Source organism: Azospirillum sp. UENF 112521 (genome assembly GCF_058780665.1).
This window is the reverse complement of record NZ_JBSNCI010000005.1, coordinates 123,660-148,825: the sequence shown is the minus strand read 5'-3', so window position 1 is coordinate 148,825 and position 25,166 is coordinate 123,660. Positions and strand designations below refer to the sequence as shown.

Annotated in this window: 23 protein-coding genes; 11 read left to right on the top strand and 12 right to left on the bottom strand. The window is 66.7% G+C overall.

Features of this window, described 5'->3' with window-relative positions:
- Nucleotides 1-25: 25 nt before the first annotated feature.
- Together ACWPN8_RS25640 and ACWPN8_RS25635 are read right to left on the bottom strand one after the other, a co-directional pair.
- On the bottom strand, nt 26-1,375 hold the full coding sequence (locus ACWPN8_RS25640; RefSeq protein WP_109447052.1) for a cbb3-type cytochrome c oxidase subunit I: 1,350 nt from the start codon (nt 1,373-1,375) through the stop codon (nt 26-28).
- Between the two features lie 13 nt (nt 1,376-1,388).
- Nucleotides 1,389-1,841: a c-type cytochrome gene (locus tag ACWPN8_RS25635; RefSeq protein ID WP_109447054.1), complete on the bottom strand. Its 453-nt coding sequence runs from the start codon at nt 1,839-1,841 to the stop codon at nt 1,389-1,391.
- A 230-nt stretch (nt 1,842-2,071) separates the two neighbouring features.
- Here ACWPN8_RS25635 and ACWPN8_RS25630 point away from each other — a divergent pair, with 230 nt between their 5' ends.
- The 4 genes from ACWPN8_RS25630 to ACWPN8_RS25615 all read left to right on the top strand — a co-directional run bounded on the left by ACWPN8_RS25630 (nt 2,072) and on the right by ACWPN8_RS25615 (nt 3,801).
- Nucleotides 2,072-2,686 (top strand): cytochrome c oxidase subunit 3, encoded by a 615-nt coding sequence (locus ACWPN8_RS25630; protein WP_109447056.1) that lies wholly within the window; start codon nt 2,072-2,074, stop codon nt 2,684-2,686.
- Nucleotides 2,687-2,697: 11 nt separating this feature from the next.
- Nucleotides 2,698-3,000 carry a cytochrome C oxidase subunit IV family protein gene (locus ACWPN8_RS25625; protein WP_492242777.1) on the top strand — a complete coding sequence of 101 codons (303 nt, stop codon included), beginning with the start codon at nt 2,698-2,700 and terminating at the stop codon, nt 2,998-3,000.
- A gap of 22 nt (nt 3,001-3,022) precedes the next feature.
- Nucleotides 3,023-3,178 (top strand): hypothetical protein, encoded by a 156-nt coding sequence (locus ACWPN8_RS25620; protein WP_199237599.1) that lies wholly within the window; start codon nt 3,023-3,025, stop codon nt 3,176-3,178.
- A gap of 92 nt (nt 3,179-3,270) precedes the next feature.
- Nucleotides 3,271-3,801, top strand: a complete 531-nt coding sequence (locus tag ACWPN8_RS25615) for a P-loop NTPase family protein (RefSeq protein WP_492242776.1) — start codon at nt 3,271-3,273, stop codon at nt 3,799-3,801.
- A gap of 30 nt (nt 3,802-3,831) precedes the next feature.
- Here the strand turns inward: ACWPN8_RS25615 and ACWPN8_RS25610 are convergent, their stop codons facing one another.
- The 3 genes from ACWPN8_RS25610 to kynU all read right to left on the bottom strand — a co-directional run bounded on the left by ACWPN8_RS25610 (nt 3,832) and on the right by kynU (nt 6,704).
- Nucleotides 3,832-4,665, bottom strand: coding sequence for a hormone-sensitive lipase (locus tag ACWPN8_RS25610; RefSeq protein WP_492242775.1), 834 nt, complete (start codon nt 4,663-4,665; stop codon nt 3,832-3,834).
- A complete protein-coding gene (locus ACWPN8_RS25605) occupies nt 4,662-5,327 on the bottom strand; it encodes a tryptophan 2,3-dioxygenase (protein WP_492242774.1) in 666 nt (221 codons plus the stop codon). Before ACWPN8_RS25605 ends, ACWPN8_RS25610 begins: the two co-directional genes overlap by 4 nt.
- A gap of 183 nt (nt 5,328-5,510) precedes the next feature.
- Nucleotides 5,511-6,704 carry a kynureninase gene (gene kynU / locus ACWPN8_RS25600; protein ID WP_492242773.1) on the bottom strand — a complete coding sequence of 398 codons (1,194 nt, stop codon included), beginning with the start codon at nt 6,702-6,704 and terminating at the stop codon, nt 5,511-5,513.
- Between the two features lie 194 nt (nt 6,705-6,898).
- Between kynU and ACWPN8_RS25595 the strand changes: the two genes are divergently transcribed.
- Both ACWPN8_RS25595 and ACWPN8_RS25590 read left to right on the top strand, forming a co-directional pair.
- Nucleotides 6,899-8,071, top strand: a complete 1,173-nt coding sequence (locus tag ACWPN8_RS25595; RefSeq protein WP_492242772.1) for an amino acid aminotransferase — start codon at nt 6,899-6,901, stop codon at nt 8,069-8,071.
- A 31-nt stretch (nt 8,072-8,102) separates the two neighbouring features.
- On the top strand, nt 8,103-8,732 hold the full coding sequence (locus ACWPN8_RS25590) for a YitT family protein (protein WP_109447066.1): 630 nt from the start codon (nt 8,103-8,105) through the stop codon (nt 8,730-8,732).
- Between the two features lie 23 nt (nt 8,733-8,755).
- On the opposite strand, the gene ACWPN8_RS25585 is transcribed toward ACWPN8_RS25590, so the two are convergent.
- A complete protein-coding gene (locus ACWPN8_RS25585; RefSeq protein WP_492242771.1) occupies nt 8,756-9,229 on the bottom strand; it encodes a YchJ family protein in 474 nt (157 codons plus the stop codon).
- A gap of 33 nt (nt 9,230-9,262) precedes the next feature.
- Nucleotides 9,263-9,904, bottom strand: a complete 642-nt coding sequence (locus ACWPN8_RS25580) for a TetR/AcrR family transcriptional regulator (RefSeq protein ID WP_492242770.1) — start codon at nt 9,902-9,904, stop codon at nt 9,263-9,265.
- 90 nt (nt 9,905-9,994) lie between these two features.
- Between ACWPN8_RS25580 and ACWPN8_RS25575 the strand changes: the two genes are divergently transcribed.
- Together ACWPN8_RS25575 and ACWPN8_RS25570 are read left to right on the top strand one after the other, a co-directional pair.
- Nucleotides 9,995-11,113: an efflux RND transporter periplasmic adaptor subunit gene (locus ACWPN8_RS25575; RefSeq protein ID WP_492242769.1), complete on the top strand. Its 1,119-nt coding sequence runs from the start codon at nt 9,995-9,997 to the stop codon at nt 11,111-11,113.
- Entirely contained in the window at nt 11,110-14,232 is a 3,123-nt protein-coding gene (locus ACWPN8_RS25570; RefSeq protein ID WP_492242768.1) for an efflux RND transporter permease subunit, read from the top strand. The genes ACWPN8_RS25575 and ACWPN8_RS25570 overlap by 4 nt, the downstream gene beginning before the upstream one ends.
- A 167-nt stretch (nt 14,233-14,399) precedes the next feature.
- On the opposite strand, the gene ACWPN8_RS25565 is transcribed toward ACWPN8_RS25570, so the two are convergent.
- From ACWPN8_RS25565 to ACWPN8_RS25545, 5 genes are all read right to left on the bottom strand, one after another.
- On the bottom strand, nt 14,400-15,554 hold the full coding sequence (locus ACWPN8_RS25565; RefSeq protein ID WP_492242767.1) for an acyltransferase family protein: 1,155 nt from the start codon (nt 15,552-15,554) through the stop codon (nt 14,400-14,402).
- Nucleotides 15,555-15,819: 265 nt separating this feature from the next.
- Nucleotides 15,820-17,253, bottom strand: a complete 1,434-nt coding sequence (locus tag ACWPN8_RS25560) for a sodium:proton antiporter (RefSeq protein ID WP_492242766.1) — start codon at nt 17,251-17,253, stop codon at nt 15,820-15,822.
- Between the two features lie 171 nt (nt 17,254-17,424).
- Nucleotides 17,425-17,802: a DUF1850 domain-containing protein gene (locus ACWPN8_RS25555; RefSeq protein WP_109447080.1), complete on the bottom strand. Its 378-nt coding sequence runs from the start codon at nt 17,800-17,802 to the stop codon at nt 17,425-17,427.
- Nucleotide 17,803: 1 nt separating this feature from the next.
- Nucleotides 17,804-19,894 (bottom strand): TRAP transporter permease, encoded by a 2,091-nt coding sequence (locus ACWPN8_RS25550; protein WP_492242765.1) that lies wholly within the window; start codon nt 19,892-19,894, stop codon nt 17,804-17,806.
- A 25-nt stretch (nt 19,895-19,919) separates the two neighbouring features.
- Nucleotides 19,920-20,894, bottom strand: a complete 975-nt coding sequence (locus ACWPN8_RS25545) for a TAXI family TRAP transporter solute-binding subunit (protein ID WP_423314861.1) — start codon at nt 20,892-20,894, stop codon at nt 19,920-19,922.
- 345 nt (nt 20,895-21,239) lie between these two features.
- On the opposite strand from ACWPN8_RS25545, the gene ACWPN8_RS25540 reads away from it, so the two are divergent.
- From ACWPN8_RS25540 to ACWPN8_RS25530, 3 genes are all read left to right on the top strand, one after another.
- Nucleotides 21,240-21,740 (top strand): (2Fe-2S)-binding protein, encoded by a 501-nt coding sequence (locus ACWPN8_RS25540; RefSeq protein WP_492242764.1) that lies wholly within the window; start codon nt 21,240-21,242, stop codon nt 21,738-21,740.
- Nucleotides 21,741-21,819: 79 nt separating this feature from the next.
- Entirely contained in the window at nt 21,820-24,216 is a 2,397-nt protein-coding gene (locus ACWPN8_RS25535; protein ID WP_492242763.1) for a xanthine dehydrogenase family protein molybdopterin-binding subunit, read from the top strand.
- A 28-nt stretch (nt 24,217-24,244) separates the two neighbouring features.
- Complete coding sequence (locus ACWPN8_RS25530; protein WP_109447090.1) at nt 24,245-25,036, top strand: FAD binding domain-containing protein; 792 nt, start codon at nt 24,245-24,247, stop codon at nt 25,034-25,036.
- Nucleotides 25,037-25,166 lie beyond the last annotated feature (130 nt).

Sequence of the window (25,166 nt, the reverse complement as noted above, 5' to 3'; positions counted from 1 at the left end):
TAGGTTGCAGGGGCCGAAGGGGACGTCACTCGGCAGGCTGGTAGCTGGCCGGGATCGAGGCGGGCCGTTCCTCGCGGGCCGGGCCGAAGACGGCGTAGAGGTAAAGCGCGACGCCCACCGCCACGGCGAAACCGGCGCCAAGCCGCATCCAGTAGAACAGCGCGATCTGCTCCTGGACCTCCATGTAGCTCATGCCCAGGACCCGCTGCAGATGGGTCTGAACGACGCCGGCCACGGTGAGCGCGAAGGTCATGAAGGCCATGCCGCCGCTCATCAGCCAGAAACTCCACATGTTGAGGATCTGGTTGTAGGGCTGCTTGCCGCGCAGGTAGGGCATGGCGTAGGTGATGATGGCGAGGTTGATCATCGCATAGGCGCCGTAGAAGGCGAGGTGCCCATGCGCCGCGGTGACCTGGGTGCCGTGGGTGTAGTAGTTGATCGGCGCCAGCGTGTGCAGGAAGCCCCACAGCCCGGCGCCGAAGAAGGCGAAGACCGCGCAGCCCAGCGACCACAGCATCGCCGCCTTGTTCGGGTGACGGCGGCCGCTCTTCCACACCATCATGAAGGCGAAGACGACCATGGTGAAGAAGGGGGCGACTTCCAGCGTGGAGAACAGCGAGCCGATCCACTGCCAGTAACCGGGCGTGCCGATCCAGTAATAATGGTGGCCGGTACCGAGGATGCCGCTGAACAGGGCGAGACCGACCATGGCGTACAGCCACTTCTCGACGACCTCACGGTCGACGCCGGTCATCTTGATCATCAGGAAGGCGAGGATGGAGGCCAGGACCAGTTCCCACACGCCCTCGACCCACAGATGGACAACGTACCACCAGTACATCTTGTCCAGCGACAGGTTGGCCGGGTTGTAGAAGGAGAACAGGAAGAACAGAGCGATGCCCCACATGCCCACCAGCAGGATGTTGGTGATGACCGTGCGGCGGCCCTTCAGCACCGTCATCGTGATGTTGTAGAGGAACATCAGCGCGACCACGACGATGGCGGCCTTGATCCACAGCGGCTGTTCCAGGAACTCCCGCCCTTCATGGATGCGGAAGACATAGCCAACGACCGCCGCCAGCGCGCCGAAGACGAACAGGCCGAGCTGGATCAGCGCCAGTTTCGGACTGTACAGCTCGGTCTCCGCCTCCTCGGGCACGAGGTAGTAGGCGGCGCCGAAGAAGCCGATCAGCAGCCAGACGATCAGCGAGTTGGTGTGGATCATCCGGATGATGTTGAAGGGCAGAAGCTCCGACAACGTGTTGGGCAGGACATAGACGGTACCGGCCAGGAGACCCACCAGGATCTGCACACCGAACAGCCCCATGGCGGCCGCGAAGTAATAGAGGGCGACTTTTTGCGATTCGTACTTCATAACGGAAATCTCCTCAGCCCGACAGCTTGGGCGGCCAGTTCTGGGTGTTGATCCGGCTGGTCCATTCCAGGAACGCGGCGAGATCCTCGACCTCGCCTTCGGTCAGGTGGAACTGCGGCATCTGGCGCCGGCCTTCAATTCCGGACGGCTGTGCCGCCATCCAGCCCTTCAGCGCCATCACGGCGCCCTCGGGGTCCTTGTCGCCGCCATAGCGCAGCCAGACATTGCCCAGTTCGGGGGCGAAATAGGCGCCCTCGCCCAGCAGCGTGTGGCAGTTGATGCAGGCGTTCTTCTCCCACACATGCTTGCCGCGGGCGACCGCATCGGTCAGCGTCTTCTTGTCGGTGCTGGTATTGACGATGTAATTGTGGCTGAGCGCGGTCAACGCGACGAAGGTCGCGAAGAAGAACAGCGATCCGCCATAGAAGATGTTTCGCGCGGCCGCCTTGGTGAAGCGTTCGGTCATCGCTTGGGATCCCTGGAAATCTCGATCTGTCGGTCGAGAGGGGGTCGGTTCGGAAGGGCGTCGGGTGCGCGAGGCCGGAGGCGGGAAGCCGGGCGTCGCAGCGTCCTATCGCCACGGGTCGGGCGAATAATTGACCGTGGAGGAAGGGCATTCCTTGACCGCGGTCAAGCCGGTCCGCGGATCGCCGCCCTATCATTCGCGTACATGATGACAAGCTTTGGATAGTGGATATGGCCGACGTTGAGATGACGGGCCTGGAGACCGGCGGTGCGGAAGCCGCGGGTCCGGTGGAGCGGGGAAGCGGCCTTGCCGCCCTGCCCGGCAACCTGATGATGTGGATCCTGATCTTCAGCGAACTGGCGGTGTTCGGCGTCGCCTTCCTGGGCTTCGCCATCGCCCGCGTGCTGGACCCGGCGATTTTTGCCGCCGGTCAGGCCCATTTGAACGGCACGGCCGGCGCGCTGAACACCATGGTTCTGGTGACCAGCGGCTATCTGGCCGCCAAGGGGGTTGCCGCCGGACGGCGCGGTGCCGTGCCGCAGGCCCGCCGGGCGATGCTGATGGCGGCGGCCGTCGGGTCGGTGTTCCTGGCGGTGAAGGCGGTGGAATATTCGGCGACGCTGGGCGCCGGGCTGACCATCGACACCGACGGCTTCTTCACCCTCTATTTCCTGCTGACCGGTTTCCACGCCCTGCATGTGGTGCTGGGGATCGTCATCCTGCTGCTGGTCGGCCGTTCCGGCCCCGACACGCTGGTGGAGAATCTGGAGACGGGAGCGGCCTTCTGGCACATGGTCGATCTGGTCTGGGTGATCCTCTATCCGCTCGTCTATCTGATCCGTTGAGGAGACCGGCCATGACTGTTTTCAAGAACATCGACCGGCTGACGCTGTCCTGGCTGATCCTGATGGGGCTGACCGCCGTCACCCTGCTGTTCGCGCGCCATGGCGATGCGGGCGGCAGCGTCGGCATCGCCGGGGCGGCACTGCTGCTGACGCTGGCGGTGACGAAGGGACGGGAAATCCTGCTGCATTATTTGGAGTTGGACCATGCCGGTCCGGGCTGGCGGTTTCTGATGACCGGATGGCTGGTCCTGCTGTGCGGAGCCATCCTGCTGATCACCGCCGCCGGCACCCTGGGCTGGGTCGGCCCACACTGAAAAAAGACCGGGGGAAGCCGCCATGACCGAAGCCAAGCTCGGCCTGATCCTGACCAGCATCGCCGTCATCACCATGGCGGTGGCGCTCTATCGCCAGCGCGCGTTGGGACGCAATGGACTGGTGACGGTGATCGCCGCCACCGCCACCGTGTTCGCCGCGATGTTCTTTACCCAATAATCGGAGCCCGCCCGCCATCGACGCCGCTGGACCCGACGATCCGTATGCGTAAGATCGCCGGTTCGGATCGGCGTCGGGCGGGAAAAGCGGAAATGATGCAGCTTGAGGATTTGGGACAGCGCATCTGCATCCTGGGACCGTCCAACAGCGGCAAATCCACCCTTGCGTCGGCCATCGGGCGAAAGTGCGGCCTGACGGTCATTCACCTCGACCAGCTTTACCATCGGCCCGGCACCGATTGGGAGCCCCGCCCCAGGGAAGAGTTCGTCCGCCTGCACGACGACGCCATCGGCGGCGACCGGTGGGTGATGGACGGAAACTACTCCGTCTGCATGCAGCAGCGCTTCGCGCGGGCGACCGGGTTGATCATGCTGGACATCGCCATGCCGACCAGCCTGCTGCGGTATTTCCGCCGGACCCTGTTCGAGCGCGAACGGCTCGGCGGGCTGGATGGCGGGCGGGACAGCATCAAATGGGACATGATCCATCACATCGCCGTCGTCACTCCGCGGAACCGAAGCCGCAATGCGGCCCGGTTCGATCAGGCCGATCTGCCGAAAATTCGCCTGCCGTCGATCCGCGCGATCAAGGACTGCTACCGGCTATGGGGCTTGGAGAGATAGCCCGGCTTCCCTCCGCCCCGGCGTAGCCCCCTAAGAATCGAGCAACGCCGCAACCAGATCGGACTCCGGGTCGGCAAGATCGTCGATGACATCGAAGTGATGCCGCCCCTCCACCAACCGCAGCGCGGTCGCAGCGCCCAATCCAAGCCAGACATTGGCGAGCAGCTCCGTCTGGCGGACGAATTCCGGCCGCTCGGCCGCCCCGACCCAGCAGGTGATGCCGATGCCGGGCTGCGGGCGCAGCAGCGCCGGGCTTTCTGCCGCGGACTCCGCCTCGTCCAGCCGCAGCGTCGCGTTCATGCGGGTGTTCAGCAGCGGGCGCAGGTCGTGCAGGCCGCTGATGGAGACGACATGCTCCACCCGCACCCGGACATCGTCCGACAGCGGGGCGTCCGCGCAGACGAGCCGGCTGACCAAATGACCACCGGCGGAATGGCCGGTCAGGCGCAGAGGACCGGCCTCAGCCCTTGCGATGACCTCCACCGCCCAGGCCATCTGCCGGGTGATGCCGGCGATCCGGGTTTCGGGACACAGCGTGTAGCTGGGCATGGCGACCGCCCAGCCTCGTGCAAGCGGCCCGGCGGCCAGATGCGACCAGCGCGCCTTGTCGAAGGCCATCCAATAACCGCCATGGACGAAGACCACGGTGCCCTTCGCGGTTCCCTCCGGCCGGAACAGGTCGTAGCGCTCCCGCTCCCCCTCGCCATAAGGCAAATCCAGCTCCGCCCGTCCGGCGGCTGCGCGTTCGCTCCGGAAAGCTGCCGCCCGCTCCGCCCAGCGCGCGGGGTAGGCGTCGCCGCCGGGAATGTGGGCACCGTTGCTGTAGGCGTCGTCCCAATCCGTGATCCTGTGCAGTTCCGTCACAGCACCGTCCTCACCCGCCAGAGTTCCGGGAAGAGTTCCACGGCCAGCATGTTGCGCAGGTAGGACACGCCGCCGGTCCCGCCGGTGCCGCGCTTAAAGCCGATCACCCGTTCAACCGTCGTAACATGGTTGAAGCGCCAGCGGCGGAAGTAATCCTCGAAATCGACCAGCTTCTCGGCAAGCTCGTAGAGCGGCCAATGGGCTTCGGGCGACTGATAGACGATCCGCCATGCCTCGGTCACGCCGTCATGGGGCTGGTGGGTCTGCGACACGTCGCGCTCCAGCACCTCGGCCGGAACCGGAATGCCGTTGCGGGCGAGCAGGCGCAGCGCCTCGTCATACAGGCTGGGCCGCGACAGTTCCTGTTCCAGCAGGGCATGGATGTCCGGCCGGTGGGCATGGGGGCGCAGCATCGCCGGGTTGCGGTTGCCCAGCAGGAACTCAATCTCCCGGTACTGGTAGGACTGGAAGCCGGAGGATTGGCCGAGATCGTCGCGGAAGCGGGTGTATTCGCTGGGCGTCATCGTGCGCAGCACGTCCCAGGCCGAATTCAGCTGCTCGAAGATGCGGGCGACGCGGGTCAGCATCTTGAAGGCGGGCGACAGCCGGTCCTCGCGGATCGCCTCGCGGGCGGCGCGGATCTCGTAGACGGCCAGCCGCATCCACAGCTCCGACGTTCTGGTGCTGGACGATGAACAGCATCTCGTCATGGGCGGTGGAGCGTGGAGTCTGCGCACCCAGGATGCGGTCCAGCTGCAGATAGTCGCCATAGGACATCCGCCCATCGAAGGCCATTTCGGCCCCCTCCGCTGCCGGATCGTAGGGCTTCTTGGTATCCTGCCCGCTCATGTCACCATCGCCTTCCTGTGGTAGTCGGGCCGGTCCCAAAGCCCGTCATCCATCACCTGCTTGAGCACGGCGACCGCGCCGCGCACCTCCGCCTCGCCGATATAGAGCGGCGTGAAGCCAAAGCGCAGCACGTCCGGCGCCCGGAAATCGCCGATCACGCCGCGGTCGATCAGCGCCTGCATGATGGCGTAGCCCTGTGGATGGCGGAACGACACCTGGCTGCCGCGCCGGTTGCCGTCGCGCGGGGAGGCAAGCTCCAGCATCGGGCACTGCGCCTCGACCAGCCCGATGAACAGGTCGCACAGCGCGATGGAGGTGCGGCGGATATCGGCCATCTCGACCTCGTCCCACACATCCAGCGCTGCGTCGAGTGCCGCCAGCGCGATCACCGGCGGTGTGCCGACGCGCATGCGCTCCACCCCCGCACCGGGACGGTAGGAGGGATCGAAGGCGAAGGGCGCCTCATGCCCCATCCAGCCGGACAGGGCCGGCCGAACCGTCGCCGCATGTTGCGGAGCGACATAGATGAAGGCCGGGGCCCCCGGTCCGCCATTCAGGTATTTGTAGGTGCAGCCGACCGCGAAGTCGGCCCCGGCGCCGGCCAGATCGACCGGCAGCGCACCGGCGGAATGGGCGAGGTCCCACACCGTCACCACCCCCGCCGCATGGGCCTTGGCGGTCAGCGCCGCCATGTCGTGCAGCCGGCCGGTCCGGTAATCCACCTGGGTCAGCATCAGAACGGCGACTTCCTCGCCGATTGCCGCTTCAACCTCCTCCGGCGCCACGACTTTCAGGACATGGCCACGACCCAGCGTTTCGATCAGTCCTTCCGCCATGTAGAGGTCGGTTGGGAAGTTGCCGCTGTCGGACAGGATCACCCGGCGGTCGGGCCGCATCGCCAGGGTCGCGGCCAGCGCCTGATAGACCTTGATCGACAGGGTATCGCCGACCACCACGCTGCCGGACGGCGCGCCGATCAGCCGGGCGATGCGGTCACCGACCTTGCCCGGCTGCACCATCCAGCCGGCGCTGTTCCAGCCGCGGATCAGTTGGCCGCCCCATTCCCGGGCGAGGGTACGGGCCACCCGCTCCTCCACCCCGATGGGCAGCGGTCCCAGCGAGTTGCCGTCGAGATAGATCACGCCATCCGGAATGCGGAAGCGGGCGCGGGTCTTCTGAAAATCGGTCATCGATCTGACTGCTCCTTCCCCGGCAAAGGATGCCGATCTATCGCTGGGATTGCAAATTGTTGCGACAATCAAGCGTATCAGACGATAGGAAATCGCCATTGTCCCGGAGGCCGCGAAAGTGGAGGATCACACCGGCCGGGGCAACCGGCCAATATTGCTCCCTTCCCACTCACCCAAGGACCGGACGAACCGCCATGTTCAACGCGCTTTCCCGCCAGCCCGACGATGCCCTGCTCGCCCTGATCGGGCTTTACAAGCAGGATCCGCGTCCGGGCAAGGTCGATCTCGGCGTCGGGGTCTACCGGGACGAGGAGGGACGCACCCCGGTCTTCCGCGCGGTGAAGGCGGCGGAACGGCTGCTGCTCGACGGGCAGGACAGCAAGGCCTATCTGGGGTTGGAAGGCGACGCCGGGTATCTGGAGCGGCTGTGGTCGCTGGTCGGCGGTGGCGCCGGCACCAAGGTCGCCACGGCCGGCGTGCAGACCCCCGGCGGGTCGGGCGCGCTGCGGCTGGCCGCCGACCTCGTCCTGCGCGGCGGGTCGAAACGGGTGCTGGTTGGCCAGCCGACCTGGCCCAACCATGTCGGCATCTTCGCCGCCGCCGGCCTTGAGGTCGTCAGCCATCACTTCTTCGACACCGCCGGCCAGACCGTGCTGTTCGACCGCATGGTCGCGGCGTTCGAGGCGGCGCAGCCCGGCGACGTCGCCCTGCTGCACGCCAGCTGCCACAACCCCACCGGCGCGCCGCTGTCGCTCGACCAATGGAAGGAACTGGCGGCGGTGCTGGAAAAGCGCGGCGTCCTGCCGCTGGTCGACCTTGCCTATCAGGGCTTCGGCCGCGGTCTGGACGAGGATGCCGAGGGGCTGCGCCACCTGATCGGCGTCGTGCCGGAAACGCTGGTCGCCGTGTCGTCGTCGAAGTCCTTCGGCCTCTACCGCGAGCGCACCGGCGCCATCTTCGCCGTTGCCGCGGCACCGGCCGCCGCCGATCTCGCCAAGTCCAACCTGATGGCGCTGGCCCGCACCAGCTATTCGATGCCGCCCGACCATGGCGCCGCCGTCGTCCGCACCATCCTGAGCGATGCCGCGCTGACCGCCGACTGGACGGCGGAACTGGACGTCATGCGCGCCCGTATCACCGGCATCCGCCGCAAGCTGGCCGCCGGTCTGGCCGGCGCCTTCCCCACCCTGGCCGCGGTGGCGGAGCAGGAGGGCATGTTCTCGCTGCTGCCGCTGACCGAGGCGGAGGTGCTGCGGCTGCGCGCCGACCACGCCATCTACATGCCGACCTCCGGCCGCATCAACATCGCCGGCCTGAAGACGGCCGAGGTGGACGATGTGGTGGCGAAATTCGCCGCTCTTCGTTGAGCCCTTTGGTTTGATCCGGGGACAGACGACGATGGCCGCGACCCTCCAGGCTCCGCCCGCCGCGGTGGAGCGTCACCAGCTCTATGAAGACGCGCTTGCCATGCTGATGGGCACGCTGTTCATCGCGCTGGGCATGCTGATCTATTCCAAGACGATGCTGCTGACCGGCAGCACCGCCGGGCTGGCTCTGCTGCTGAGCTATGTCACCAAGGTCCAGTTCGGCATCATCTTCTTCGCGATCAACCTGCCCTTCTACTGGCTGGCCTGGAAGCGGCTGGGCTGGAAATTCACCGCCCGCACCTTCACCGCCGTGGCGCTGGTGACGCTGTTCTCGCGCCTGACCGACCAATGGGTGGGCTTCACCCATCTGGATCCGGTCTATGCCACCGTGGTGGGGAGCGGCCTGTGCGGCACCGGCCTCCTGATGCTGTTCCGCCACCGCACCGGTCTGGGCGGCGTCAACATCCTGGCGATCTACCTGCAGGAGACCTACGGCATCCGCGCCGGCTATTTCCAGCTGGGTGTCGATTTCGCGATCCTGGCCGGCGCCTTCTTCGTCCTCGCGCCGGACCGACTTCTGCTGTCGGTGCTGGGGGCGACCATCGTCAACGTCACGCTGGCGATCAACCACAAGCCGGGCCGCTATCTCGGCATCAGCTGAGAGGCGACCGCTGCGGGCGTCGGTCAGCGCCCGCAGCAGGCCTTGTGCTTTTTCCCCGAACCGCAGGGGCAGGGATCGTTGCGGCCGACCTTGACCACGCGGCGCGGCGGGTCCTTCGGGTTCAAGACGCTGTCGACATAGAACCAGCGGCCGTCGACGCGGCGGAAGCGCGACCGCTCATGCAGCGGCCACTCCTCGCCATCGCGATGGAAGGTCAGGAAGAACTCAACCATCCCGTCGTCGCCGGCCTCCTCCGCCTTCATGACGGTCAGCGGCCCCCAGTCGCATTCGTCCGCCACCCGTTCCACATCGGCGCGGCTGAAGGTGGCGCGGGTTTCCGGCACGCAACTCCGCTCGATATGGTCAATGTCGCGGCGGACGAAGGCCGTGTAGCGCGACCGCATCAGCGCTTCCGCGCTGGGCGCAGGCTCTCCCGCCAGGATCGGGTCGCAGCACTGGTCGAACTCGCGGCCGGAACCGCAGGGGCAGGCGGACATGGACAACTCTTCCATCGCAGACATCGGCAAAGGTCAGGGTTTATCAGGCGCGATGCCGCGCAGGAAGAGATCCACCGCCTTGTCGACGAAGGCATGGCGCTCCTCCTCCGTCGGCGTGGGGCACAAGCCCAGCACGAGCTGGCAATAGGCCCCCCCCTGCATGGCGCCCAGGAACTGCCGGGCGACGAAGGCCGGATCGTCGGTGGCGATCGCACCGCGGTCGTTCAGCCGGGTGAACAGGGCAACGAAATTGGCGATTCCCTGCTCCGGACCGGCCTGGAAATAGAGCTGGGCTGCAACCGGCATCCGCGTCGCCTCCCCAACCACCGCCTGATGGACGCGGATCGCCGCATCCGACCACAGCAGGTCGGTGAAACGGCGGCCGACTTGGACCAAAACATCGCGCAGCGGCATCCCGTCGAACACCTCCGGCGCAAAACGCAGGCCGCGCCGCTCGCACTCGGCGGAGATCACTGCGGTGTACAGCTCCTCCTTCGATGGGAAGCGGGTGTAGAGCGTCGTCTTGGACACCCGTGCCTGTTGCGCGACCTGATCCATCGACGCGGCGGCATAGCCGAGTTCAAGGAACACCTCCCGCGCGGCGGCGACAATCTGTTCCGCCTTCGCGTCGAGGGACGGGGCGGGGTGGGACGCTTTCTGCTCCGATGACTGCACTGAACTGTACCGTTCACTCTTGACGTTGGCTGGGGGCCGGAGTAGGACGGTAACAGTACGATACAGTCCAGTCCAGTGGGGAGACGTGGTATGGCCCTGTTCCGCGAAAGGCGGCTTGCGTCCGCCATCCTGGCGACAACGGCGCTTCTGACGGTGGCGGGCCTGCTTGCCGGCTGCAACGAAACGCACTCCGCCTCCACCCCGGCGGAAGGCGAGGTGCGGCCGGTCCGCGTCGCCACCGTCACGCTGGAACCGCTGGTCGACAGCGTGCGCTATCCGGCGGTGATCCGCCCGCGCGTGGAGGTAGATGTCGGCTTCCGCATCGGCGGCAAGGTGACCGCGCGGCTGGTGGAGGTCGGCACCCGCGTCGAACCCGGCATGCCGCTGGCCCGCCTCGACCCCACCGATCTTCACTTGCAGATCCGTGCCTCCCGGGCGCAGCTCGCCTCCGCCCAGGCCGACGCAGCCAATGCCCGCAGCGATTTCCAGCGCTATGCCAGCCTGCGCCAGGGCGAATGGACCACCCGCCAGGAATACGACCGCCGCAAGACCACGCTGGACAAGGCGGAGTCCAAGGTGCGCGAGGTGGAGGCGCAGCTTCATGTCCTCGACAACTCCGCCCAATACGCCACGCTGGTGGCGGACGAGGCCGGCATCGTCACCGCGACTCTGGTCGAGCCGGGACAGGTCGTCGCCTCCGGACAGACCGCCCTGCGCGTCGCCCGGCTGGGCAGCCTGGAGGCGGTGGCGAACATCCCCGAACAGAGTGTCGCCGCCCTGCCCCGCCAGAAACTGGCGGTGGAGCTGTGGTCGCATCCGGGCCACAGCATCGCCGGCAGCCTGCGCGAGGTCTCGCCCAGCGCCGATGCCTACACCCGGACCTTCCAGGCGAAGATCACGCTGGCCGATCCGCCGCCCACGGTCCAGCTCGGCATGACCGCGACCGTCATCGCCTCCGCCGACCATGGCGCGCCCGTCGCCCGCCTGCCGCTGAGCGCATTGGCCCAGCGGGAGGAGAGGCCGGCGGTGTGGGTGCTCTCCGCGCCGGACGACCGGCTGGAGCTGCGCCCCGTCACCGTCGCCGCCTATGCCGGCGACCTCGCCCTGATCGGCGGCGGGCTGAAGGACGGCGAGCGCGTCGTCACCGCCGGGGTGCACAAGCTCGACGCCGGCCAGAAGGTCCGCGTCTGGACGGAGCCGGCGCGATGAACCATTCCCGCATGAACCTGTCGGCCTGGGCGCTGGCCCACCGCACGCTGGTGCTGTTCATGATGCTCGCCAGCGTCCTGGCGGGTGCGCTGGCCTACAAGACCCTGGGCCGGGCGGAGGATCCGTCCTTCACCTTCAAGGTGATGGTGGTGCGCACCCAATGGCCGGGCGCCACCGCGCGCGAGGTCGAACAGTTCGTCACCGACCGCATCGAGAAGAAGCTGGAGGAGGTGCCCTACTACGATGTCGCCCGCAGCTATTCCAAGCCCGGCGAGTCGGTGATCTTCGTCCAGCTGAAGGACTCCACCCCGCCCCGGCTGGTGGCGGACCTGTGGTATCAGGTGCGCAAGAAGATCGGCGACATCCGCTACACCCTGCCCGACGGCGTGGTCGGCCCCTTCTTCAACGATGAGTTCGGGGACGTCTATTCCGGCATCTACGCCTTCATGGGCGAGGATTTCACCCCTGCCCAGCTGAAGAAGGTGACCGAACAGGCGCGCGCCCGCCTGCTGAAGCTGCCGGGTGTCGAGAAGATCGACCTGATCGCCCCGCAGGAGGAGCGCGTCTATGTCGAGATCTCCAGCCAGCGGCTCGCCAGCTTCGGCCTGCCTGTGGACTCCGTGATCCAGGCGCTCCAGCGCGAGAACGCCATCGCCGCGTCGGGTGACGTCGATACCGGATCGCAGCGCGTCTATGTCCGCCTCGACCTCGGCCTCGACACCGCGGCGGCCGTGCGCGCGATCCCGGTGGAAAGCGGCGGCCGGCTGCTGACCATCGGTGACGTGGCGGAGGTCAAGCGCGGCTATGTCGAACCGCGGCGCTATACCCTACGCTACAACGGCCGCGACGCCATCGGTCTGGGCGTGGTCATGGCGAAGGGCGGCAACGTGCTGAAGCTGGGTGAACAGCTCGACGTGGCGATGGAGAAGGTCCGCGCCGAACTGCCGGTCGGGCTGGAGGTGGCGCAGGTCGCCGACCAGCCGAAGGTGGTCGAGCATTCCGTCGGCGAATTCATGGAATCGCTGGCCGAAGCGCTGGGCATCGTCATCCTGGTCAGCCTCGTCAGCCTGGGCTGGCGCACCGGCATCGTCGTGGCGCTGGCGGTGCCGCTGGTGCTGGCGATGACGCTGGTGGCGATGCAAATCCTGCACATCGACTTGCAGCGCATCTCGCTGGGCGCCCTCATCATCGCGCTCGGCCTGCTGGTCGACGACGCCATCATCGCGGTGGAGATGATGGTGGTGAAGATGGAACAGGGATGGGACCGGCTGAAGGCCGGCGCCTTCGCCTACACCTCCACCGCCTTCCCGATGTTGAGCGGCACCGTCGTCACCGCCGCCGGCTTCGTGCCGGTCGGCTTCGCGGCCTCGGCCGCCGGCGAATACACCAATTCGATCTTCTGGGTGGTGGCGCTGTCGCTGCTGCTGTCCTGGGTGGTTGCAGTGATCTTCACCCCCTATCTCGGCTGGCTCTTGCTGCCCAAGCCCAAGCATGTGGTGCCGGACGGGCACGAGCTGGACATCTACGACACCCGCGCCTACCGCATCCTGCGCGGCATGATCGAGGCCTGCGTGCGGGCGCGCTGGACCACCATCGGCGTGACGGTGGCGGCCTTCGTCACGGCACTCGTCGGCTTCGGCCATGTCCAGCAGCAATTCTTCCCATCGGCCAGCCGGCCGGAGCTGTTGATCGACATCCGGCTCGCCGAAGGCGCCTCCTTCGAGGCGACAGCCGCCGAGGTGAAGCGGATGGAGGCGGCTCTCGCCAAGGACCCGGACGTCGATTACTGGGTCGCCTACACCGGCGGCGGATCGCCGCGCTTCTACCTGCCGCTGGACCAACAGCTGGAGACCGCCAACTTCGCCCAGTTCATGGTGATGACCAAGGGGCTGGAGGAGCGCGAGCATTTCATGCAGCGGCTGGAGCCGACGCTGGAGTCCGATTTCCCGGCCGCCCGCGTCCGCATCAGCCGGCTGGAGAACGGCCCGCCGGTCGGCTACCCGGTCCAGTTCCGCGTCACCGGCGAGGACCCGGCGACCATCCGCAAGATCGCCTATCAGGTGCGCGACACCATGCGCGCCCACCCCAACACCGCCAACGTCCATCTGGACTGGGACGAGCTGTCCAAGCGCGTCCGGCTGGAGGTGGACACCGCCAAGGCCCGCGCGCTGGGCGTGTCGAAGCAGGATCTGTCGAACGCGCTGCAACTGCTGCTGAACGGCATGTCCGTCACCCAGTACCGCGAGGGCACCGAGCTGATCGGCGTCCTCCTGCGCACCACGCCGGAAGAGCGGATGGACCTGTCCCGCCTGGGCGAGCTGAACATCCGCACCAGCCGCGGCACCACCGTGCCGCTGAGCCAGGTCGCCACCGTGCGCTACGAGCTGGAGGAACCGGTGCTGTGGCGCCGGGCGCGCGAGACGACGATGACGGTCAAGGGCGACGTGACCGGCGGCTTGCAGGCCCCGGTGGTCAGCACCCAGCTGAACGGGCAGTTCGATGCCCTGCGCGCCACCCTGCCCGACGGCTACGCCATCACCATGGGCGGCGCCATCGAGGAGAGCGCCAAGGGCCAGGATTCGATCAACGCCATGATGCCGGTGATGCTGCTGATCATGGTCACCACGCTGATGCTGCAATTGCAGAGCTTCTCGCGCGTGTTCATGGTCCTGCTGACGGCGCCGCTGGGGCTGATCGGTGTCACCGCCTCGCTTCTGCTGTTCAACCTGCCCTTCGGCTTCGTCGCCATGCTGGGCGTCATCGCGCTGGCCGGCATCATCATGCGAAACTCGGTCATCCTGGTCGACCAGATCGAGCAGGACATCCGCGGCGGCCGGTCACGCTGGGAGAGCATCATTGAGGCGACCGTGCGCCGTGCCCGCCCCATCGCCCTGACGGCGGCCGCGGCGATCCTCGCCATGATCCCGCTGACGCAGAGCGTGTTCTGGGGTCCGATGGCGGTCGCCATCATGGGCGGTCTGGCCGGTGCGACCGTGCTGACGATCTTCTTCCTGCCGGCCCTCTACGCAGCATGGTTCCGCGTGCCCCGGCCGGAAAGGGAGGAGGTGGAGGAGAACGGCATGGCCGGCGCGCTGCCGAAGCCGGCGTTGGGAGACTGATGCCCCACTCTTTTTCTCAGGCTTGACCGCGGTCAAGGGGGGCGCACACGAGCAGTGACAGGGTGGCGCCACAATCGATCTCCCGATTGCATCATCACTGCTGATGATCCTCTTTCGTACTGTGCCTTTGCGCCCGGCGGCCTCGGCCCCCGGGCGCTTTTTTTGCTTCAGTTCGCCCGGCGCCCTGCCGTCGCCAGCGTCAACCGGCCGAAGCGCGGACCATCCCGCAGAAATTGGCGTCCGCCGACTTCGATCCGGCGATAGGCCGGGCCGGCCATCAGCAGGCAGGCCGTGACCATCACCAGAAGCAGCGCCATCGACCAGCTTTCCGGCAGTGCCTTGCGGTCATGGATGCCGAGCCCCAGTCCCAGCAGCCGCGTGGTCGCATATTCGACGAAGCCATGGATCAGGTAGAGCGAATAGGACACGTCGCCCAGCCAGACCAGCGGCCGGACATTCAGCATCCGCGCGGCCCGGCCGTGGTTGGCGACGGCCGCCAGGATCAGCAGGGCGAACAGGGGTACGGCCAGCAGGTCCGGCCCGCCGGTGTGCAGAAGCAGCAGGATCGCCACCACCACCCCGGCCATCGTCAGGTCGCTCGACAGCACCGATGCGGCCAGCCCGCTGCGGAAGGCGCTGTAGAGCAGGGTGCCCAACAGGAATTCCGGCAGGCAGCGCAGCAGAGTCTGCGGCCCGTCCCATTGGTTCAGATTGTCCTGCGTCGCCCAGGCCAGCGCAAAGAGCGTCGCCAATGCACCGACCGCCAGCAGGGCCTGCGTCCGGCCGCTCGACCGCCAGACCCAGGGCAGCGCGAAGGGGAAGACCAGATAGGCCATGAACTCCAGGCTGATCGACCAGGCCGGGTAATTCCAGCTCAGCATGCTGGCATAGAGGCCTTGGAGCATGAACAGGTTGGCGACCAGCGCCCAGACCGATTCAGCCCCTTTCAGCGGGATTGCCGGGAAGCTGCCGGTGGCGGCGTATTCCACCGCGCGGACGGCCAGTGCCGTCGCCACGAACAGCAGCAGGACCGCCAGATGCAGCGGATAGAGCCGGGCGATGCGCGCCCGCAGGAAGCTCCAGTATTTGTCGCCGACCGAGTCCGTGAAGGTGCCGTGATAGACATGGGTCAGCACGAAGCCGCTGAGCATGAAGAACAGATCGACGGCCAGATAGCCTTTCTGCACCAGATACGTGTAGCTGTCGGGATGCAGGTTGGGGAAATACTGGAAGCTGTAGTGGTACAGCACCACCCACAAGGCCGCGATGCCGCGCAGCGGGGTCAGGGAGTGGAGGTGGCGGGGATTGGTCTGCGTGCTCATGGCGCAGGCTCCGGCCGATCAGGCCGATGGACCCTGCCCGCTCAGTGGGACTTGATCCGAGCAGGATTGCCTGGGCGCGGCCATCGGCCGCCCCGCCTTGAAGCCCGCACCCGTGTTCCAGCCGAGACCCATCGAAACCACGTCATCCTCCAGCCGTTACGCCGCGCGACACCCGTCCGATATCGGACGGAAAGGCGGCCCCAGTGCGGGTTAACGGCGGAGGTGACGATTGGTTTCGATGGAGGCTGTTACAGATTGGGGACCGTTACAGGAAGAAGACCAGCGTGGTCAGGCCCAGCAGCGGCACCAGGATACCGAAGGACCAGGCCATATAGCCGAAGAAGCTGGGCATGGCGACGCCGCGCTCCTCGGCGATTGCCTTGACCATGAAGTTGGGAGCATTGCCGATATAGCTGTTGGCGCCCATGAACACCGCACCGGCCGAGATCGCGGCCAGCGTCAGCGACAGATCGGACATCAGCACCTTCGCGTCGCCGCCGGCGGTGTTGAAGAAGATCAGGTAGGTCGGCGCATTGTCCAGGAAGCTGGACAGGATACCGGTGGCCCAGAAATAGGCGGCGGGGTTCGGCTTCCCGCCTTCGTTCACCGCGGAGATGATGGCGCCCAGTGCGCCGTCGGTGCCGGCTTTCAGGATGGCGATCGCCGGGATGATGGTCAGGAAGATCGCAGCGAACAGCTTCGCCACCTCCAGGATCGGCCCCCAGCTGAAGCCGTTCAGGCGGCGGCTCTGCTTGCTGGTGAGAGCCAGCGACAGGCCGGTGATGCCCAGCAGCAGCAGGTTCGACACGATGGTCTCCAGCGATACCGTCACATGGTACAGCGTGACGCCCGTCCCCGGATGCCAGATGCCGCTGAGCAGCACCGCGCCGACGATGGCGATCAGCAGCAGCAGGTTGACGCTGCCCTCGATTCGGATCGGTTCGCGTTCGTGCACGCCCTCGATCAGCGGGTGCTTGCCCGGGTCGCGGGTGTGCAGGAAGAGGTCGAGTACGAAATAGATCGCCAGCAGCAGGCCAGACAGGAAGGCCATCGGCGCCAGCAAATGGACCGTCGGCCAGAAGAAATCGACGCCCTTCAGGAATCCCAGGAACAGCGGCGGGTCGCCCAGCGGGGTCAGCGACCCGCCGACATTCGACACCAAGAAGATGAAGAAGACGACCGTGTGGACCTTGTGGCGCCGATGTTCGTTGGCGCGCAGCAGCGGGCGGATCAGCAGCATCGAGGCGCCAGTGGTCCCCATCAGGCTGGCCAGCATGGTGCCCAGCGCCAGCCCAACCGTGTTGGCCATCGGCGTCCCCACCAGAGACCCGGTCAGCCGCACGCCGCCCGCCACCGTGAACAGCGCGGTCAGCAGCACGATGAAGGGGATATATTCCAGCAGGACCGTGTGCAGCAGTTCGTAGGTGGCGAGGTCAACCCCGAAGGTTGCGGCGAACGGGACCAGGAAGGCCAAGGCCCAGGCCGCGGAGATCTTGCCGAAATGATGGTGCCAGACCATCGGCGCCAACAGCGGGAACAGCGCGATCGACAGCAGGATACCCGCAAAGGGCACCACCCACGCCGCACTCAGCAGCCGTCCATCCAGATGCGGGACGCCGGCATGAGCGACCTTCGCCGCCACCTCTGCGGCGTGCACCCCATGCGTGCCCAGCAGCACGCCGCCGACGGCGAGTGTCACGCCGACGGCGGTCGGAAGGATGGATGGGCGGCGTCGGTGCGTGGGAGAATTGATCATCGGTCCGGAAAATAGGCTGACGAAAGGAACGGGAGTATGCGGACTGACGCAGCCTAAGCCAAGCCGGAAGGGGCGGCGGCGCCATGAACTTTCGTAATCGGGTATGCGCCGGCCCTATGGGCAGGCCCGCAGGGTGATTGCCCGGTCCGCCATCCCCGTCCAGTCCGACAGCGGCCGGCATTCGCTGCCCGCACACAACCGATGGTCTGCGGTGAAGCCGGATGCGGCCAGCGTGACGCTGTCCTGCGGTGGCAGTTCCGGCGTCCAGGCCATCCAGCCATCTTCGGTCATCCGGGCATCCGGGCCGGGCTCCATGCCAGCGCCGGTACCGCGGATGCGGGCCTCGACCAGGCGCAACCGTCCCGAGTCTACGCTCCATTGCTCCCGCCACTCCGTCTTCTCGATGGAGTGGGTCCAGGACAGGGTGAACGCCGCCCCCGGCAGCGACGCCAGCAGCGCACCGCCGAGAGCGAACAGGCAGAGACCGCCCACCTCAGGCTGCGGCGGCGGTCGGCACGCTCCGGCGCCGGTGCTGCCACAGCAGGAACAGAACGGTCATGACGAAGGCGGCCTCGTCCGTCAGGGGCAGCGCCACGATGAACAGGAAGGACGCTGCCGCGGCATAGAGGCGGGCGACCAGCGACAGCGGCGTCCAGAAGAAGCCGATGGTGGCGGCCCCCCACAGGGCGATGGCGACGCAGGCCTTGACGAACACATAGGCGACCGCCAGCCAGCTCCCGCCTTGCAGGACCAGGGCCGGGTCGTAGACCGCCATGAAGGGCACGACATAGCCCGCCATCGCCACCCGCGTGGCGATCCAGCCTATCTCCATATGGTCGGCCTTGCAGATCGACGAGGCCGCCAGCGCCGCCAGGGCGACCGGCGGGGTCAGGTCGGCCATGATGCCGAAATAGAAGACGAACATGTGGCTGACCATCAGCGGCACGCCCATGGTCAGCAGGGCCGGCGCCGCGATCGACGCGGTGATGATGTAGTTGGCCGTCGTCGGCAGACCGGTGCCCAGCACGATGCAGGCGATCATCGTCAGCACCAGCGCCGCCAGCAGATTGCCGCCCGACCAGTCGACGATGGTGGACGCGAAGCTGGAAGCAAGCCCGGTCAACGTCATCATGCCGATCAGCACGCCGACCAGCGCGCAGGCGACGCCGACGCCGACCGCGTTCTTGGCACCGTCGGCGATGCTGTTGACCACCAGCACCAGGGTTTGCCGGCCGCCCTTGAACAGCAGGCAGGGGATGATGAGCAGCACCACCATGGTGAAGGCCAGATGCTCGGTCCGGAAGCCCAGCTTCCACAAGCCGGCGGCGACAAGGCCGACCGCGACCCAGAAGGCGACGCGCAACGCCATCGGCCCGATGGTGCCGACGATGGTGGTGCCGAGGATCAGCGCCGCCGTCGCCGCGATGCCGATCACCCCGGCGAACAGCGGCGTGAAGCCGGAGAACAGCAGGTAGATCAGCGCCGCCAGCGGCAAAATCAGGTACCAGCCCTCCACCACGGCGCGCAGCGCGCTGGGGCACTGGTCCTTGGGCAGGCCGACGAGGTTGCGCATGCCCGCCTCCAGATGGACCATCCAGAAGGCGCTGCCGAAATAGAGGATGGCGGGGATCGCCGCGGCGATGGCGACCTCGCTGTAAGGCACGCCGATGGTCTCCGCCATGATGAAGGCGGCCGCCCCCATCACCGGCGGCATCAGCTGCCCGCCCATGCTGGCCGTCGCCTCCACCGCGCCGGCGAAGGCCGGGCGATAGCCGAAGCGCATCATCAGCGGGATGGTGAACTGCCCGGTGGTCAGCACATTGGCGACGCCCGACCCGTTGATGGTGCCCATCAGGCCGGACGAGATCACCGCCACTTTGGCCGGACCGCCCTTGGCATGGCCGACGAGGCCGAGCGACACGTCGTTGAACAGCTTGATCATGCCGGCGCGCTCAAGGAAGGCGCCGAACAGGATGAACAGGAAGATGTAGCTGGCCGATACGAAGGTCGGCGTGCCGTAAAGCCCCTCCGTCGACAGGTAGAGATTGTCGATCACCTGATCGATGTCGTAACCGCGGTGGGCGAGCCCGAAGGGCAGATGCCGGCCGAACAGGGCGTAGGGGATGAACACCCCGCACATGATCGGCAGAGCCAGCCCCATGATGCGCCGCGCCGCCTCGAACACCAGCGCCACGGCGATGGTGCCGACGATCAGGTCGGTGGTGTTGGGGTCGCCCGCCCGCTGGATCAGGTCGACCTCGAACACGTAATGGTAGAGGCCGACGCCGAAGGCGGTCAGGCCCAGCAGCCAGTCGTACCAGGGAACCCGCCGGCGCTCCGCCGTCTGGTGGAAGCCGAACAGGGTGAAGGTCATCAGCAGGAGGAAACCGACATGGACCGCCCGCACCACCATGGTGGAAACCGGGTTGAAGGCGGCGGTCCAGATCTGGAAGGCGGAGAAGGCGACGGCGATGGCGAAGACCGCCCGCCCGTCGAATCCTTCAAATGCGGCCACGGTCGCCGGATTTTCCCGGTCGATGGCTTGGCGGATCTCGGAGTCCGCCTGATTTTTCTGTGCGTTCACCACGGCTTCTCCGCCCGTCGGATTCTTACATCAGCCCCTTTTCCTTGAAATACTTGATGGCGCCCGGATGCAGCGGCACCGGCGACTGGGTGGCGGTCTGGTCGAGCTTGATCTGCTTGGCGGCGACATGGGCGGCGGCCAGCGCGTCGAGATTCTCGAACAGCGTCTTGGTCATCGCATAGGCGGCATCGTCCGACACGCCGGAATGGCTGACCAGCAGGTTGCGCACCGCGGCGGTCGGCACGGCTTCCGTCTGGCCGGGATAGGTGCCGGCCGGGATCGTTTCGGTGATGTAGGCGGCGTCGCCGACCTTCTGCACCAGCTCGGCCGGAATGCTGACGACGGTGATCTCCTGCGACGAGGACAAATCCTTGATCGCCGCCACGCCGAGGCCGGCCGAGATCAGCGTCGCATCGAGCTGGCGGTTCTTGATCAGATCGACCGACTCGCCGAAGGGCAGATATTCCGTCTTGGCGAAATCCTTGTAGGCCAATCCGGCGGCGCCGAAGATGGCCCGCGCGTTCAGCTCCGTCCCCGACTTCGGCGCGCCGACCGACACCCGCTTGCCCTTCAGGTCGGCCAGCGTCTTGATGCCCGATTCCTTGGCGGCGACGACCTGGATGTAGTTGGGATAGATGGCGGCGATGGTGCGCAGCTTGTCCAGCTTCTGCTTGAAGCCGACCTCCTCGTTGCCTTTCCAGGCATCGCTCAGCGAATCGCCCAGAGTGAAGCCGATTTCGCCGCGGCCGGCCTGGAGCAGGTTCAGGTTCTCGACCGACGCCTTCGTCGCCTGCGCCGTCACCTTCGCCCCCGGCAGCGCCTTGCCGTACACGTTCGACAGAGCCACGCCGAGGGGATAATAGACACCGCTGGTGCCGCCGGTCAGGACGGTGATGAAGGCCTCCGCCTGCGCCGGAAGTGCGGCGAAGCCAAGACCGATGCCGAAGCCCGCGGCCGTGCACAGGGCCAGGACGCGACGCTTCACAGATGGGCGATTCATGGTGGCTCTCCCCGTCATCATTGCCGTGCCCGGATCGTTGCCGGGCGGATTTATTTTGGGCCCACAGAGCGTGGGCAGCCCCAACCCACTGTAACGCGCCACAAAATTGCGCGCCAGTACGTACAATCCGACATAACGATGGTTGCAATGCCATTCTTTCGGCCAAGCCATGCACAGGCTCCTTGACCTCGAAGGGCAGACACCCCCTATCCTTGTGGCGCAAGACCGCCGGCCAAAGCGGACATCCCCATGGCTTCGGCCAACGGCGCGTCAATCGACAGTGATAAGTCCCAACTGCACGCCATACGACTGCAAGCCAGACTTCAGCCAGCGGGAGGAAAACCGATGTCCTGTACCGTTTCGATGACCGTCAATGGCAAGACGGTCTCGCGCGAGGTGGAGGAGCGCACGCTGCTCGTCGCCTTCCTGCGCGAGCATCTTGGCCTGACGGGCACCCATGTCGGCTGCGACACCAGCCAGTGCGGCGCCTGCGTCGTCCATGTCGACGGCCGGTCGGTCAAGTCCTGCACCACGCTGGCCGTCCAGGCCAACGGGGCGGAGGTCATGACCATCGAAGGTCTGGCGGCGGCGGATGGCACGCTGCACCCGATGCAGGCCGCCTTCCGCGAACATCACGGCCTGCAATGCGGCTTCTGCACGCCGGGCATGGTGATGAGCGCGGTCGATCTGGTCCGCGACAACCCCAACCCGACCGAGGCCGAAATCCGCGAGGGGCTGGAGGGCAACATCTGCCGCTGCACCGGCTATCACAACATCGTCAAGGCGGTGAAGGCGGGGGCCGACGCGATGGCGGGGGCACAGGCGACGCCGGTGGCCGCCGAATAAGGGCGAAACGCCCGCAACAGAACAGAGTTCAGATCAGGCATTTCCGCATCTTCAGCGTTCCTGTGGGAGGAAACACGAGATGGCGAACCCCAATGGCATCGGCGCCTCGGTGCGCCGGCGCGAAGACCAGCGTTTTCTGACCGGCCGCGGCAATTACACCGACGATTTCAAGCGCCTGAACATGACCCATGCGGTCCATGTGCGCTCGCCCTACGCCCATGCCCGCATCCTGGGCATCGACTTCACGGACGCGGCGGCGATGCCGGGCGTGGTCGCCGTGCTGACCGGGGCCGACATGGAGGCCGACAAGGTCGGCAGCCTGCCCTGCGGCTGGCAGATCCACTCCAAGGACGGCTCGCCGATGAAGGAGCCGCCGCATTATCCGCTGGCGCGCGACCGCGTGCGCTATGTCGGCGACGCGGTGGCGGTGGTCATCGCCGAGACCCGCGAGCAGGCGCGCGACGCCGCCGAGATGGTGGTGGTGGATTACGAGGAACTGCCGGCGGTCGGGTCCTCAACCCGCGCGGTCGCCGGCGGTGCGCCGCTGGTCCATGACGATGCGCCGGACAATGTCTGCTACGACTGGCATCTCGGCGACAAGGCCGCGACGGATGCCGCCTTCGCCAATGCGGCCCATGTCGCGAAGATCGATCTGGTCAACCAGCGCCTGGTCCCCAACGCGATGGAACCGCGGGCGGCGATGGGCGAATACGACCAGTCCAACGGCGAATACACCCTGACCACCACCAGCCAGAACCCGCACGTCACCCGCCTGTTGATGGGCGCCTTCGTGCTGGGCATTCCGGAACACAAGCTTCGCGTGGTGGCCCCCGACGTCGGCGGCGGGTTCGGATCGAAGATCTTCCATTACGGCGAGGAGGCCGTGGTCACCTGGGCGGCGCGCAAGGTCGGTCGGCCGGTGAAATGGACCGCCGACCGTTCGGAAAGCTTCCTGACCGACGCCCATGGCCGCGACCATGTCAGCCATGCCGAACTGGCGATGGATGCCGACGGCAATTTCCTGGCGCTCCGCGTCTCGACGCTGGCCAATCTCGGCGCCTATCTGTCGACCTTCGCGCCGTCGATCCCGACCTACCTCTACGCCACGCTGCTGGCCGGCCAGTACAAGACCCCGGCGATCTATGCCGAGGTGAAGGCGGTCTTCACCAACACCTCTCCCGTCGACGCCTATCGCGGCGCCGGTCGGCCGGAAGCCTGCTACCTGATCGAACGGCTGGTCGATGTCGCGGCCGGTGTGATGGGCATGGACAAGACCGAGATCCGCCGCCGCAACTTCGTGCCGAAGGAGGCGATGCCCTACCAGACGCCGGTGGCGCTGCAATACGACACCGGCGACTTCGCCAAGAATCTCGACATCGCCCTGCCGCTGGTCGATTACCCCGGCTTCCAGCAGCGCCGTGCCGAATCGAAGGCGTGCGGCAAGCTGCGCGGCATCGGATTCGCGACCTATATCGAAGCCTGCGGCATCGCGCCCAGCAATGTCGCCGGTGCGCTCGGCGCTCGCGCAGGACTTTATGAATGCGCGGAAGTCCGTTTCCATCCAACGGGTTCGGTGACGGTCTTCACCGGCGCTCACAGCCACGGCCAGGGCCATGAGACCACTTTCGCCCAGATCGTGGCGGAGCGGTTCGGCATCCCGATCGAGAATGTCGAGATCGTCCACGGCGACACCAATAAGATCCCCTTCGGCATGGGCACCTACGGTTCGCGTTCGCTCGCGGTCGGCGGCTCGGCCCTGGTGAAAGCGATGGACAAGGTGGAGCGCAAGGCGAGGAAGATCGCCGCCCACATGCTGGAAGCCGCCGAGACCGACATTGAGGTAAAGGAGGGCCGCTTCACCGTCGCCGGCACCGACAAGAGCCTGGGTATCGGCGACATCGCCCTCCAAGCCTATGTCCCGCACAACTTCCCGCTCGACGAGCTGGAGCCGGGTCTGGACGAGCAGGCCTTCTACGACCCAAAGAACTTCACCTACCCCAACGGCTGCCATGTCTGCGAGCTGGAGATCGATCCGGACACCGGCGTCACCACCATCGTCAGCTTCGCCGCGGTGGACGATTTCGGCAACGTCATCAACCCGCTGATCGTCGAGGGGCAGGTGCATGGCGGCCTGGTCCAGGGCATCGGTCAGGCGCTGTACGAGAACTGCGTCTATGACGAGGAGTCGGGCCAGCTCGTCACCGGCTCCTACATGGACTATTGCATGCCGCGTGCGGACGATGTCCCATCCTTCACCGTGCGCTATCACGAGGACCAGCCCTGCACCCACAACCCGCTGGGCGTGAAGGGTTGCGGCGAGGCCGGGACCATCGGCGCCGCCGCCGCCGTGATGAACGCGGTGGTGGATGCGCTGTCTGACTACGGCGTCACCCACATGGACATGCCGGCGACGCCGGAAAAGGTGTGGCGGACCATCCGCGACGCTGCCCCTGCTCCGGCAATGGCGGCGGAATAAGACGGCCGAAGAAGAAGGAGGCTGGAGAATGTACGCTTTCAACTACCAACGGCCGACATCGCTCGCTGACGCGGCGACAGCCATCCAGGCGGAAGAGGCGAAGCTGCTGGGTGGCGGCCAGACCCTGCTGCCGACGCTGAAACAGCGCCTCGCCCGCCCGACCGACCTGATCGACCTCGGCGCCATTCCGGAACTCAAGGGCATCCGTGAGGCCGATGGTGGGCTGGAGATCGGCGCCTTCACCCGTCACGCCGAGGTCGCCCATTCCGACCTCGTCAAGCGGGTGATCCCGGCGCTCGCCAGCCTCGCCGAGGGCATCGGCGACCGTCAGGTCCGCAACATGGGCACGATGGGCGGCTCCATCGCCAACGCCGATCCGTCGGCCGACTACCCGTCGGCCGTGGTGGCGCTCAAGGCCACGGTGACCACCGACCGCCGGACCATCTCCGGCGACGATTTCTTCACCGGCATGTTCGAAACCGCGTTGGAGCCGGGCGAAATCCTCAAGTCGGTCCGCTACTCCCGGCCGGACAAGGCGGCCTACGCCAAGTTCCGCAACCCGGCCAGCCGCTATGCCATCGTCGGCGTCTTCGTCGCGAAGTTCGGCGCCGACGTGCGGGTGGCGGTGACCGGTGCCGCCGGTTCCGTCTTCCGCGCCGAGGCGTTCGAGGCGGCGCTGGCCGCCGACTTCCGTGCCGAAGCGCTGAACGGCCTGTCGGTGGACGCCGACGGCCTGAACGCCGACATCCACGCCAGCGCCGACTACCGCGCCCACCTCGTCACCGTGATGGCGAAGCGCGCGGTGGAAGCGGCGGGGTGATCGGGAAAGTCCCCTCTCCCCCCTGGGGAGAGGGTTAGGGTGAGGGGGATGCGTTGCGTGGAGCATCCAAGCGATGCAAAGTCCCTCACCCGGCGCCCTTGGCGCCACCCTCTCCCCGAGGGAGAGGGTC